Annotated in this window: 10 protein-coding genes; 7 read left to right on the top strand and 3 right to left on the bottom strand. The window is 72.7% G+C overall.

What is annotated here, in order from left to right:
- Positions 1–94 precede the first annotated feature (94 nt).
- Positions 95–1,615 carry an HNH endonuclease signature motif containing protein gene (locus EUS26_RS02650; protein WP_130011636.1) on the bottom strand — a complete coding sequence of 507 codons (1,521 nt, stop codon included), beginning with the start codon at positions 1,613–1,615 and terminating at the stop codon, positions 95–97.
- 197 nt (positions 1,616–1,812) lie between these two features.
- On the opposite strand from EUS26_RS02650, the gene EUS26_RS02645 reads away from it, so the two are divergent.
- Genes EUS26_RS02645 through EUS26_RS02625 form a run of 4 tightly spaced genes read left to right on the top strand, consistent with a single transcriptional unit; the run spans position 1,813 to position 7,347 of the window.
- Positions 1,813–2,295 (top strand): NADH-quinone oxidoreductase subunit NuoE family protein, encoded by a 483-nt coding sequence (locus EUS26_RS02645; protein ID WP_130011635.1) that lies wholly within the window; start codon positions 1,813–1,815, stop codon positions 2,293–2,295.
- Entirely contained in the window at positions 2,292–3,827 is a 1,536-nt protein-coding gene (locus EUS26_RS02640; protein WP_130011634.1) for a formate dehydrogenase beta subunit, read from the top strand. The genes EUS26_RS02645 and EUS26_RS02640 overlap by 4 nt, the downstream gene beginning before the upstream one ends.
- Positions 3,824–6,952 carry a formate dehydrogenase subunit alpha gene (gene fdhF, locus EUS26_RS02630; RefSeq protein WP_202865020.1) on the top strand — a complete coding sequence of 1,043 codons (3,129 nt, stop codon included), beginning with the start codon at positions 3,824–3,826 and terminating at the stop codon, positions 6,950–6,952. The genes EUS26_RS02640 and fdhF overlap by 4 nt, the downstream gene beginning before the upstream one ends.
- A complete protein-coding gene (locus EUS26_RS02625) occupies positions 6,949–7,347 on the top strand; it encodes a formate dehydrogenase subunit delta (RefSeq protein WP_130011633.1) in 399 nt (132 codons plus the stop codon). The genes fdhF and EUS26_RS02625 overlap by 4 nt, the downstream gene beginning before the upstream one ends.
- A gap of 61 nt (positions 7,348–7,408) precedes the next feature.
- On the opposite strand, the gene EUS26_RS02620 is transcribed toward EUS26_RS02625, so the two are convergent.
- Complete coding sequence (locus tag EUS26_RS02620) at positions 7,409–8,707, bottom strand: multidrug effflux MFS transporter (RefSeq protein ID WP_130011632.1); 1,299 nt, start codon at positions 8,705–8,707, stop codon at positions 7,409–7,411.
- Positions 8,708–8,805: 98 nt separating this feature from the next.
- Between EUS26_RS02620 and EUS26_RS02615 the strand changes: the two genes are divergently transcribed.
- Complete coding sequence (locus tag EUS26_RS02615) at positions 8,806–9,603, top strand: VOC family protein (RefSeq protein WP_165368479.1); 798 nt, start codon at positions 8,806–8,808, stop codon at positions 9,601–9,603.
- A gap of 102 nt (positions 9,604–9,705) precedes the next feature.
- Positions 9,706–11,442: an alpha-amylase family glycosyl hydrolase gene (locus tag EUS26_RS02610; protein WP_238148783.1), complete on the top strand. Its 1,737-nt coding sequence runs from the start codon at positions 9,706–9,708 to the stop codon at positions 11,440–11,442.
- Here EUS26_RS02610 and EUS26_RS02605 read toward each other — a convergent pair.
- Complete coding sequence (locus EUS26_RS02605) at positions 11,427–12,119, bottom strand: response regulator transcription factor (protein ID WP_130011630.1); 693 nt, start codon at positions 12,117–12,119, stop codon at positions 11,427–11,429. The genes EUS26_RS02610 and EUS26_RS02605 overlap by 16 nt on opposite strands.
- Before the next feature lie 119 nt (positions 12,120–12,238).
- Here EUS26_RS02605 and EUS26_RS02600 point away from each other — a divergent pair, with 119 nt between their 5' ends.
- On the top strand, positions 12,239–13,105 hold the full coding sequence (locus EUS26_RS02600) for a glycosyltransferase family 2 protein (RefSeq protein WP_130011629.1): 867 nt from the start codon (positions 12,239–12,241) through the stop codon (positions 13,103–13,105).
- Positions 13,106–13,121: the final 16 nt, after the last annotated feature.

Here is a 13,121-nt window from a genome sequence, read left to right as displayed (position 1 = left end):
GTGGGCCAGCGCCGGGCTGGCGCATGAGCCCTGGACCTGTCGTCGGACACCCCCGTGCCGCCGATCCGCTCGGGTCGGCTGCGGGGCGGGGTGGTCAGACGTGCCAGGTGACGGTGCCGCCGCTGATGGTGGCGGTGAGGTCGTGCTGGTGCACGTGGGTGTGGTGCCGTCCGCACAGCAGGGCCATGCGGTCCACGTCGGTCTGGCCGCCTCGGGCCCAGTGGTCGACGTGGTGGCTGTCGCACCACTGCGGGAGCGCGCTGCACCCCGGGAAGGAGCAGCCTCCGTCCCGCACGGCCAGGGCCTTCCACTGCGCGGGGGTGGCATAGCGGGCGTCGCGGCCGAGCGCGAGCGGAGCGCCGTCGGCGGACAGCCACACCGGCGTCACGTCGGCACCGCACGCGATCTCGACGGCCTGCCGGGGCGGCACGTAGTCACCGGTGGCCGTCGTGGCCGGACCGGAGGGCACCCCGCGGGCGGGGTCGAAGGGGATGACGAGCAGGACCGTGGCCCGTGCCGTCGAGGGCGGTGCCCCCGGGTTGCCGATGCCTCGTCCGATGGTGGTGGCCAGCGCGTCGAAGCGTCGCTGGGCGGGGGTGCGGACGTCGGGCTCGACGACCTTGCCCCCGTCGTCCTTGACGGGCGCAGGCGCGGCCAGCGCCGAGGTCAGCACCCCGTTGATCGTGGCGGCGACGCCGTCGGGGGCGTCGACCGTGAAGCGGGTCAGCCCCGGGCCGACCCGACGCGCGGTGACCGACCGCAGCTCGTGCGCGGCCCGCTCACGCTCCCCTGGCCTCGCCTCGTGCAGCAGGTCCTCGACGAGCTGGTGGCAGACCCGGGCCAGGTCCTTGTCCGGCAGGTCCCGGCGCGCCGCGGCCCGGGTGGCGATCTCGGCATAGGCCTCCCGCTGGTCGACGTCCAGGCACCCTTCCAGCCGCCTCATGGTCCGCGCGACCAGAGCCGCCCGGTGCACCGGCACGGTCCCGCCGGCGACCGCGTCACCGATCTGCGCCGTGACCGGTGAGTCGCACGCCCGCACCACATCGGTGACCTGCGCGGCCTCCTGCGTGCTCAGCCAGGGGCAGCGCACCCGCAACCAGTCCGTCAACGACAGCGCGACCTCCCGGTGCAGGCCCCGGGCGGCGGCCTCCCTCGCCAGCGTGAACCCCACCGCCCCCAGCTGCGTGTGCAACCGCCCGACCGACTCGATCGCCTCCACCAGGGCGTCGTCCAGGACGGTGACGGCCTCCTCGGGCGTCAGAGCCGCCCGCCCCACCGCGGACCGCGCCTCGACCAGACCACCGTGCAGCTCCCGCGCCGGCAGGTCCCGACCCCGCCCGTCCAGCGCGTCGTAGACCTCCGCCATGAACGCGGCGTACGCCTCCGCACCCAGACCGTCGATCTCGTCCTCGGGGTCCCACCACCCGGCGTCCTCGCTGTCCTCGCCCTCGTCGCCGTGACGCCACCCGCCACCGACGACACGGAGGGCCCCGTCCTCCCGCGACACCGACTCCCACGACGGCGCACCCACCCATTCTGGCGGGGCCGCAGCGGCGAGCGACCCGGCCGACCACGCGTCCTCCAGGCCCGGCTGCTCTCCCCCTCGCCTCTCCATGACGACACTCAACCAGTGACCACCGACATACCTGCTGACCTGCGGCGATCCTCCTCCAGGACCACGTCGGCCAGCCGGCCCACCTGCTCACAGACCCCAGCGCGGTGCCCACCGCGCACGGCGCGGGATCTCGGTCCTGCTCACTGTCGGTCCGCCGTCGTAGAGTTGGTGCATCACCCAACGACGGGAGGCGCGACGTGGCGCGTGCAGGTCGGCAGCAGACGGAGGAGCTGACCCCCAGGTCGGCCCGGGCCGAGGTCACCCGGGAGGTCGCGCAGGGGTATGCCGGGGAGCGGGGGCCGCTCCTGGAGATCCTGCACGCCGTCCAGGCCGAGCACGGCTACCTCGCCGACGAGGACGTCAGCGAGATCGCCGACGTGCTCAACCTCTCGGTGGCCGAGGTCCACGGCACCGTGAGCTTCTACCACGACTTCCGTCGGCGCCCCGCGCCCGACCACCAGGTCCAGATCTGCCGCGCCGAGGCGTGCCAGTCCGTCGGTGCGGCAGCCCTCTTCGACGCGGCCCAGGACCACTTCGCCCACCGGGAGGACGTCGAGGTCCGCGAGGTCTTCTGCTTCGGCAACTGCGCCCTCGGCCCCAGCGCGAGCATCGACGGCCGGTTGCGGGCCCGGGTGACCATTGACGACATCGCCGCGGCGGAGTCAGGCTGGTCCCGATGACCACCGTGTGGGTGCCCCAGGACTCCTCGGCGCGCGCCGTCGGCGCCGACGAGGTGGCCGCCGTGCTGGCCACGGTCGACGGCGTCACGGTCCGGCGCAACGGCACCCGCGGCATGCTCTGGCGCGAGCCGCTCGTGGAGGTCGAGACCGACCGGGGGCGGGTCGGCTACGCCGGGGTGACGGCGGAGGCCGTCCCGTCCCTGCTCGAGGCAGGTCTGCTCGTCGGCTCCGAGCACGAGTCCTGCATCGGGGTCGTCGACGAGGACCCGTGGCTCACCGCGCAGGACCGGGTCAGCCTGGCCCGGATCGGCCTGGCCGAGCCCACCGACCTCAGCGCCTACGAGGCCCAGGGCGGGTGGGCCGGACTGCGCCGGGCGCTCGAGCTGGACCCCGCCGACGTCGTCGAGGAGGTGGTGGCGTCCGGGCTGCGCGGCCGTGGCGGTGCCGGTTTCCCCACGGGCGTCAAGTGGCGCACCGTCCTGCAGGCGGAGGCGGAGCAGAAGTTCGTCGCCTGCAACCTCGACGAGGGCGACTCGGGCACCTTCGCCGACCGCATCCTCGCCGAGGCCGACCCGTTCACCCTGGTCGAGGGCATGACCATCGCCGCGGTGACCGTCGGAGCGACCGAGGGCTACATCTACTGCCGCAGCGAGTACCCGGACGCCGTGGCCCGGCTGCGCGACGCCATCGCCGTGGCCGCCGAGCACGGCTACCTCGGGGACGACGTGGCCGGCAGCGGCCGGTCCTTCCGGCTGCAGGTCCGGGTCGGTGCCGGCGCCTACATCTGCGGCGAGGAGACCTCCATGCTGGAGTCTCTCGAGGGCCGTCGCGGGGAGGTCCGCGCCAAGCCGCCGATCCCGGCCCTGCGCGGGCTGTGGGACAGCCCGACGGTCGTCAACAACCTGCTGTCCTTCGCCGCGATCCCGATGATCCTGGCCGACGGGGGCGAGGCGTATGCCGCACGCGGCGTCGGCCGGTCCCGCGGCACCCAGATCTTCCAGCTGGCCGGCAACATCGCCCGCGGCGGCGTCTACGAGGCGCCGCTCGGCGTCAGCCTCCGCGAGCTGGTCGAGGACGTCGGCGGCGGCACCCGCAGCGGACGCCCGGTGCGTGCGGTCCAGGTCGGCGGTCCCCTCGGCGCCTACCTGCCGGCCGACCGCCTCGACGTCCCGATGGGCTACGAGGAGCTGGCCGAGGCCGGCGGCATGCTCGGGCACGGGGGTCTGGTCGTCTTCGACGACACCGTCGACATGGCCCGGATGGCCCGTTTCGCCATGGAGTTCTGCGCCGTCGAGTCGTGCGGCAAGTGCACCCCGTGCCGCATCGGCTCCACCCGCGGCGTCGAGACGATCGACCGCATCACCAGCACACCGGCCGGCACCGAGGGCCGTGAGCAGCTCTTCGTCCTCCTCGAGGACCTCTGCGCCACCATGACCACCGGGTCGCTGTGCGCCATGGGCGGGCTCACCCCCGTCCCGGTGCGCAGCGCGCTCACCCACTTCCCGGAGGACTTCGGAGGGAGCCCGCGATGACCGCCACCACCCCCACCATCCCCACCGCCACCATCCCCACCGCCGAGCAGGTCGCCAGCCGGCTCGGCCAGGCCAGCCGGGACGGCGACGGCACCGGTATGCCGGGGGCCGCCACCGGCGCCCCCGGCGGGGCGACAGGTGCGGCATACCTGCCGGAGCCCGACTTCGGCACCCCGGCGGTGCGCAGCGACACCACCGTCACGCTCACCATCGACGACCTCGAGGTCACGGTGCCGGAGGGCACGTCGGTCATGCGGGCGGCCCGCGAGGCCGGGGTGCAGATCCCCAGCCTGTGCACGACCGACTCGCTCAAGGCCTTCGGCTCCTGCCGCCTCTGCCTCGTCGAGGTCGAGGGCGGCAAGGGCACGCCCGCCTCGTGCACGACGCCCTGCGCGGACGGCGCCGTCGTCCGCACCCAGACGGAGGAGGTCCGCCGGGTCCGTCGTGGGGTGATGGAGCTCTACCTGTCCGACCACCCGACGGACTGCGCGGGCTGCGCGCGCGGCAGCTGCCAGGTGGCCGCGCTCGCTCACCAGGCGGGGGTCGCCGAGGTACGTTACGGTCTTCCCACCCCCCGGAGGGACGGGTCCCCCGCACTGCGCAGGCAGGCGGAGGTCCCGTCCGGGGGGGTCCAGGAGGAGGACCCCGCCGGGGGTAGCGGTGAGCGGGTCAGCGCCGGGCACGGCCCCGTCCTCGGGCGCGGCCCGGTCGACACGTCCAACCCCTACTTCGACTACACCCCCGACGCCTGCATCGCCTGCTCCCGCTGCGTGCGCGCCTGCTCCGACATCCAGGGCACCTTCGCGCTCACCGTCGAGGGCCGCGGGCTGGCCTCGCGCATCGCCCCGGGGCCGACCGACTTCTTCAGCTCGGAGTGCGTCTCCTGCGGCGCCTGCGTGCAGGCCTGTCCGACCGACGCGCTGACCGAGAAGTCGGTCGTCAGCCTCGGTATGCCGAAGCGCACCGTCGAGACCACGTGCGCCTACTGCGGGGTCGGGTGCTCCTTCCGCGCCGAGGTCACCGACACGCGGGACGAGCAGACGGGGCAGACCCGGACCCAGGTCGTCCGGATGACGCCGCTCAAGGCCGGCAAGGCCAACGAGGGCCACTCCTGCGTCAAGGGACGGTTCGCCTACGGCTACACCGACCACGAGGACCGCCAGCTGTCCCCGATGGTGCGCGACAGCATCGAGGACGAGTGGCGCGCGGTCTCCTGGGAGGAGGCGATCTCGCGGGTGGCCGAGGGCTTCCGGGGGATCCAGGAGCGGCACGGCGTCGGCTCGATCGGCGGCATCTCCTCCAGCAGGTGCACCAACGAGGAGGTCTACGTCGTCCAGAAGATGGTGCGCGCGGCCTTCGGCAACAACAACGTCGACACCTGTGCGCGGGTCTGCCACAGCCCCACCGGCTACGGCCTCAACCAGACCTTCGGCACGTCCGCCGGCACCCAGGACTTCGCCTCCGTCGAGGACACCGACGTGGTCCTGCTCATCGGGGCCAACCCCACCGACGCCCACCCGGTCTTCGCCTCCCGGATGAAGCAGCGGCTGCGCGAGGGGGCGCAGATCATCGTCGCCGACCCGCGCGAGATCGCCCTGGTCCGCTCCCCGCACGTCGAGGCCGCGCACCACCTCCCGCTGCTGCCCGGGTCCAACGTCGCCTTCGTCAACGCGATGGCCCACACCATCGTCACCGAGGGCCTGCACGACAAGGGGTTCCTCGAGGAGCGCTGCGAGGACGTCGAGGCCTACCTCGACTTCATCCGCGCGCCGGAGAACTCGCCGGAGGCGACCGCGGGGGCGACCGGGCTGGACCCGGAGCGCGTGCGCGAGGCGGCCCGGCTCTACGCCGCCGCACCGAACGGCTCGATCTACTACGGCCTCGGCGTCACCGAGCACAGCCAGGGCTCGACGATGGTCATGGGCATGGCCAACCTCGCCATGGTCACCGGCAACATCGGTCGGCCCGGCGTCGGCGTCAACCCGCTGCGCGGCCAGAACAACGTCCAGGGCAGCTGCGACATGGGGTCCTTCCCGCACGAGCTGCCGGGGTACCGCCACATCTCGCTGCCCGACGCGCGGGCGATCTACGAGGACCGGTGGGGCGTCACCCTCGACCCGGAGCCCGGGCTGCGGATCCCCAACATGTTCGACGCCGCGATCGGGGGCAGCTTCAAGGGGCTCTTCGTGCACGGCGAGGACATCGCCCAGTCCGACCCCAACCTGCGGCACGTGCGCGCGGCGCTGACATCGATGGAGATGGTGGTGGTCCAGGACCTCTTCCTCAACGAGACCGCCCGCTACGCCCACGTCTTCCTGCCCGGCAGCAGCTTCCTGGAGAAGGACGGCACCTTCACCAACGCCGAGCGTCGCCTCGGTCGCGTGCGGCCGGTCATGCCGAGCCGGGTCGGCAAGGACGAGTGGAAGGTGGTGTGCGACATCGCCACGGCGATGGGCTACCCGATGGAGTATGCCTCCGCCTCGGAGATCATGGACGAGATCGCCGCCACGACCCCCACCTTCGCGGGGGTCAGCTTCGCGCGGCTCGACGCCGAGGGCTCGATGCAGTGGCCGGTCAACGACCGGGCGCCGCACGGGACCCCGACGATGCACGTCGACGAGTTCGTGCGCGGCAAGGGCAGGCTCATCCCGACCGTCTTCGTGCCGACCACCGAGACGACCAACCGCCGCTACCCGCTCATCCTCACCACCGGGCGCATCCTGACCCAGTACAACGTCGGGGCCCAGACCCGCCGCACCGCCAACTCCACGTGGCACCCCGAGGACGTCCTCGAGCTGCACCCCGCGGACGCCGAGGTGCGGGGGATCCGCAGCGGGGACCGGGTCGAGCTGTCCAGCCGGGTGGGGACCACGACCCTCACCGCGCTGGTGTCGACCCGGATGCAGCCCGGCGTGGTCTACACGACCTTCCACCACCCGGTCACCGGCGCCAACGTCGTCACCACCGAGAACTCCGACTGGGCCACCAACTGCCCGGAGTACAAGGTCACCGCCGTCCAGGTCGGCGTCGCCAACGCCGGGCGCGGCCGGGAGGTCGCCGAGGAGGTCAGCGACGGTCACGACCCGGTCGACCCGGCGGTCGAGGTCGTCGGGGCACGCCGGTGAGCGGGGCGCGTGAGCCTTCGGGCGGGCTGCCCGAGGACTGGCGGCGCCGCGACCGCGACGAGCCGGACCTGGACGCGCCGACCGACGCCGACCCGGTCCCCGCCCAGGGGCCGCCGACCGGGCAGTCCGCCGACGCGCGTGCCCGCCAGCAGCTGCCCTCGGAGATCCGGCTGGGCGAGGACATCGCCCGCGCCATGGCGCACCACCCGCCGCAGCGGGCCGCCGAGGAGATCGCCACGCACCTGCGCAAGTTCTGGGACCCGCGGATGCGGGCCTCGATCGTCGGTCGAGTCGAGGCCGGGGAGGACATGGACGACCTGCTCCGGGCCGGGGTCGAGCTCTACCGCCAGGGCGAGATCGACCGCGCCGAGGTCGCCGAGCCCTCCGGCGGCTGAGGTCCCGCCTCGCCGAGGTCGCCGAGCCCTCCCGAGGGCCATGTCTCGCCCCCGCGTCGGCTCAGCCGGCGTCCGCCGAGGCGGCCCCGCCGGTCGGTGCGTCGGCCGACGCCGGCGTCGGTGCCTCCGTGGCCGTCTCGCTCGTCGCCCGGCGGTGCCACACCCAGAGGGCCGCACCCACCACGGCGAAGAACGCGCTGGTCAGCGCGGCCGTGAGCAGGGTGCCGGTGACCAGCGGGCTGATGACGCCGGCCAGCAACGCGTTAAAGACGAGCGCGGCGAAGGAGGCCATCGAGGCGGCCGCCCCCCGCGCCTCGGGGAACAGGTCGAGCATCGCCAGCTGCTGCACCGGGAAGGCCACACCGATGGCCACGCCCATCGCGGCCGGCCCCAGCACCGCCCACGGCAGCGTCGGCGCGACGGCGCAGAGCAGCACGTTGAGCGCCGCCGCCAGGACGAGGCCGACCATCGTGACGTCGACCATCCGGGGACCCTCCACCCGCCCGGCGAGCCGGTTGGTCAGCATCGACCCGGTGACCATGCCACCGATCATCGGCACGAAGAGGATCCAGAAGTCCTGCTCGCCCCGTCCCAGCAGGTCGACGACGACGATGGGGGCGGCCACGACGTAGAGGAAGTAGGCGGCGAAGACGAAGGCGGCGGAGAAGGCGAGCCGCTGGAAACGGCCCGACCGCGCGACGTGCCCCAGCGACCGCAGCACCGAGCCCACCCGCAGCGGGCTGCGCCGCTCCCTCGGGTGGGTCTCCGGGAGCACGACGGCGGTGAGCACGGCGGCACCGATCCCGTAGACGGCGACGAACCAGAAGATCCAGTGCCACGGCCCGAGGCGCAGGATCTCGCCGCCGATGACCGGTGCGACGGCCGGGGCCACGGCGAAGATCATCATGACCCGGGCCATGAGCCGCTGCGCCTCGGCGCCGGAGAAGAGGTCCCGGATGACCGCGCGGCTGACGATCGTCGCGGCCCCGGCGAACAGGCCCTGGAAGACGCGCGCCACGAGCAGCGCCCCCAGGGTCGGCGCGAGCGCGCAGACGACGGACGCCACGACATACCCCAGCAGGCCGCCGATCATGACCGGTTTGCGCCCGAGCGCATCGGAGATCGGCCCGTGGAAGACGCTCATCAGCGCGAAGCTCAGGAGGTAGACGCTGGTGATCTGCTGCAACGCCGCCGCGTCCGCGTCGAAGTCGCGGCCGATCGCCTCGAACCCGGGGAAGATCGTGTCGATGGTGAACGGCCCGATCATCGCCAGGGCGGCGAGCGTGGTCGTGACCAGCAGGGTCGCGCGTCGGGGGTATGCCGCCACCCCGGTCTGCGAGGCACGGTCGGGGGAGGTCACCGCCTCACGGTAGCCGCGCGAGGGTGGACGTGCGTCAGTGGCCGGTTCTAGATTCGTGGATGTCCACCCGGACGTGGCCCACGAGCGAAGGAGCACCCATGTCCACCCGTGACGGATATGCGGCAGGGACGCCCTGCTGGATCGACCTGATGACCTCCGACGTCGAGGCAGCGACGAGGTTCTACACCTCGCTCTTCGGCTGGACGGCGGAGGACAGCCACGACGACGACGACACCTGGATCTACACGAACTTCCTGCTCGACGGGAAGGTCGCGGCGGGCCTCGGACGGCAGCCGGAGGAGATGACCGCGGCGGGGATGCCGCCGACCTGGGCCACCTACGTCGCGACCGACGACGTCGACGCGACGACCGCCAGGGTGGAGCAGGCCGGTGGCACGGTGATGATGCCCGGGATGGACGTCATGGACGTCGGCCGCATGGCGATCTACGGCGACCCGGCCGGCGCGGTGGTCAGTGCCTGGCAGGCCGGGTCGCACCGCGGCGCGCAGGTCTGCAACGAGCCGGGCACCTGGTCCTGGAACGAGCTCATGACGCGCGACCTCGAGGCCGCCTCGGCGTTCTACTCCGCGGTCTTCGGGTGGGAGTACGACGACATGCCCATGCCCTACGGCACCTACCGCGTCGTGCGCGGCGGCGACGAGGGCGGTCTCGGCGGCCTCATGTCCATGCCGCCGAACGTCCCGGACGACATCCCCAGCTACTGGACGGTCTACTTCACCACCGCCGACCTGGACGCGAGCGTCGAGAGGGTCAAGGAGCTCGGGGGTGCGCTGGTCCACGGCCCGGACGACATGGCCGGGGTCGGTCGCATGGCGACCGTCTCCGACCCGCAGGGAGGGGTCTTCATGCTCATGCAGCCGGTGCCGCAGGACTGAGCGAGGTCCCATCGGCGCCCGACGGCTACCATCGAGAGCCTGGGCGCGGGGCACGACAGCACCTGCGCCCTCTGTCGTGTCCGCCTGCAGCAAGGAGTCCTCGTGAGCGTCACCGGCATGGGAGCCGTCCCGATGGAGGGTGGCTACGCCTTCCGCGTGTGGGCCCCGCACGCCACCGCGGTGAGCGTGGTGGGCGACTTCAACGGGTGGGACCCCGGGGCGCACGGCATGACGTCCGAGGGCAACGGCCACTGGTATGCCGAGGTGCCGGGCGCGCAGACCGGGCAGGAGTACCAGCTGCTGGTGACCAACGGCGAGCAGACCTTCCACCGGATCGACCCGCGGGCGCTCGCCGTCACCACCTCGGTCGGCAACGGGCTGCTGTACGACCACGGCGCCTTCGACTGGGACGGTGACGACTTCACCCCGCCGCGCCAGCACGAGACGGTGGTCTACGAGACGCACATCGGGTCCTTCGTGGCGACCGACCACGGCGGGTCGGCGGACCTGGGCGACCTCATGGGCAAGCTCGACTACCTCGTCGAGCTGGGCGCCAACGCCATCGAGCTCATGCCGCTCATGGAGTTCGCCGGCGACTACTCCTGGGGGTACAACCCGGCGCACATCTTCGCGGTGGAGTCCAGCTACGGCGGCCCGGACGCCCTCAAGACCTTCATCCGGGAGGCGCACCGGCGCGGTCTGGCGGTCCTGGTGGACGTCGTCTACAACCACTTCGGCCCGAGCGACCTGCCCACCTGGCAGTTCGACGGCTGGTCGGAGAACGACAAGGGCGGCATCTACTTCTACAACGACCACCGCAGCGCCACCCCCTGGGGGGACACCCGCCCGGACTACGGGCGCCAGGAGGTGCGTGACTTCATCCTCGACAACGCGCGGATGTGGTTGCGCGACTTCCACGCCGACGGCCTGAGGCTGGACATGACCCCCTACATGCGTCGGGTCGACGGGACGCACGGGGACGAGATCCCCGAGGGGTGGGACATGATGCGTGAGATCGGGGAGATGGTGCGCACCGAGTTCCCCCGTCATCTCGTCATCGCCGAGGACCTCCACGGCGTCGCCGCCGTCACCTCCACCGAACCGGGGGGCGCGGCCATGCACGCCCAGTGGGACAACCAGTTCGTCCACCCGGTGCGGGAGGCCCTCGTCGCCGACGACGACCAGCGCTCCGTCAGAGCGGTCGCGCAGGCCGTCACGCACACCTACCAGCACGCCTTCGACCGCGTCGTCTACACCGAGTCCCACGACGAGGTGTCCAACGGCAAGTCGCGCATCCCCTCCGAGGTGCAGCAGGACGACCCCGGTGGCTGGGACGCCCAGAAGCGGGCCACCCTCGGCGCCGCCCTCGTGCTCACCGCACCCGGTCTGCCCATGCTCTTCCAGGGCCAGGAGTTCCTCGAGGACGAGTGGTTCCGTGACGACGTCCCGCTCGACTGGGAACGCGCCTGGAGGTTCCGCGACATCACCCAGCTGTTCCGCGACCTCATCCGGATGCGGTTGAACCGGGACGGCGCCACCGCCGGGCTCGCCGGCCCGCACACCACGGTCGTGACCTCCGACGAGGACACCGGGTTGCTGACCTACGTGCGCTCCACCGACGACGACCAGCACGTGCTGGTGGCGGTGAACCTGTCGTCCCAGCCGGTGCGCCGACCGGTCGAGCTCTCGGGCGGACGCTGGCGGGTCCTCTTCAACAGCGACGCCCGGACCTACAGCCAGCTCTTCGGCGACCACCAGACGCCCGACGCGGAGGTCCAGGACGGAGTCGCGGTGCTCGACGTCGGGCCCTGGTCGGTCGTCGTCTACGTGCCCGTCTGAGCCGTGCCGGCGTCCGCGTCCTTGCCGGGCTTGCGCATGGTGTCGGGCGTCAGCCCGTGCTGAAGGCCCCACCGGACCGCCTGCGAGCGTCGCGTGACCCCCATCTTGCGGTAGGCCGTGCGGATGTAGGTCTTGACCGAGTTGATGGACAGGAAGGTCCGCGCCGCGATGTCGACGTTGGTCAGGCCCTGGGTGATGAGCGTGACGATCTCGGCCTCCCGCGCGGACAGGCCCTCCACCCGGCCGGGCCAGTCGCCGGGGGAGTGGAACTCGGGGGTCGGGACCCGGCTGGTGGCCGGTTCGACGACCACCTCGCCGGACGCCACCCGCTCCAGGCACTCCACGAGCTCGGCGCCGCCCACCGTCTTGCCGATGTACCCGCGGCACCCCTTGGCCAGCGCGATCTCCACCAGCGCGGGGTCGACGTTCCACGTGTAGACGACGACGGCACCGGGGTCGTCGCTGTCCAGCACGTTGTCGAACTCGTCGCCGTCGACCTGCGGCTCGGAGAAGGTGTCGTAGAGGGTGACATCGACCGACCTGGCGACCTCCACCTGGGCGTCCAGCTCGACGACGGACACCCGGTGCTCGAAGGGTTCGAGCATCGCCTGCAGGCCCCGGACGACGACCTCGAAGTCGTTCATCAGGGCCACGCGCAGCGGCTCCGTCCCAGCCATGCGCAGCACGATACGCCTGGCACGGGGGGCCTGGCACGGCGAACTGCCGCAGCAGTTGACGTGCGGGTACACCCTTTCGGGGGTATTGACGTCGGAGGAGGGCTGCCTATACTCCCCCCGTGCCCGTGACTCCTGCTGTTCTGACCATGACGCGCGGGCATCATGAGCACCTGTTGGCCCAGGTGGACGGCCTGTCCGTGGGCTCGGCGCCCCCCGCCGTGCACGTCGTCATGTCCATGGGCGACCGCGACCTCACGCGGGGCCGCCTGCCGCTCGGCACCGACCGGTGGACGACGATCGTGAAGCCCGTCGCCACCGACCGGCGCGCCCTGCCCTACGCCGCCGCCCGCAACCGGGCCGCGGAGCTCGCCATGGCGGAGGGGGCCGACGTCCTCGTCTTCGTCGACGCGGCCGTCATCCCCGGCCCGCGCACCCTGGAGCGGTTCGTCGCCGCCATCACCGATCAGCAGCAGTCGGGCAGCCCTTCCGGCCCGGTGCTGTGGAGCGCCCCGGTCCTGCGGCTGCCGGCGCTGGAGGACCCGGCGCGGGGCTACCCCCTGCGCCAGATGCACGAGCTGAGCCTGCGCGCGCCCGGCGCCCCCGCCCTGGCGCCCGGCGAGACCCGGGTCACCGACAGGCTGCACCTCTTCGCGCCCACCTGCTTCGCCCTGACCGCCGAGGACTTCCGCGAGGTGGGTGGGTTCTGCGCCGACTACGTCGGGCCCGGTCTGGAGGCCTACGACTTCGCCCGGGTCGTGGACCGCGCGGGTGGGTCGCTGGTCTGGGTGGGTGGCGCGGAGGCGTACCGGCAGCCCACCGAGCCGCTGACCCCCGAGCAGGAGGCGAAGTACGCCCGCGCCCACGCCGTGGTCTGGCGGGAGCGGTGGGGCTCGGAGCCGGACCACCCGTGGCTCACCCGGTTGGTCGCCGAGGGCGTGGTGAAGCGCGACGCCTCCGGACGCATCCCCGTCCCGGCGCGGCGCTGAGCTCCCCGGCCCGGCC

The organism is Serinicoccus sediminis (genome assembly GCF_004153545.1).
GTDB classification, from domain to species: domain Bacteria; phylum Actinomycetota; class Actinomycetes; order Actinomycetales; family Dermatophilaceae; genus Ornithinicoccus; species Ornithinicoccus sediminis_A.
Note: the sequence above shows the minus strand (reverse complement) of the source record. Positions and strands in the feature narration are given on the sequence as shown.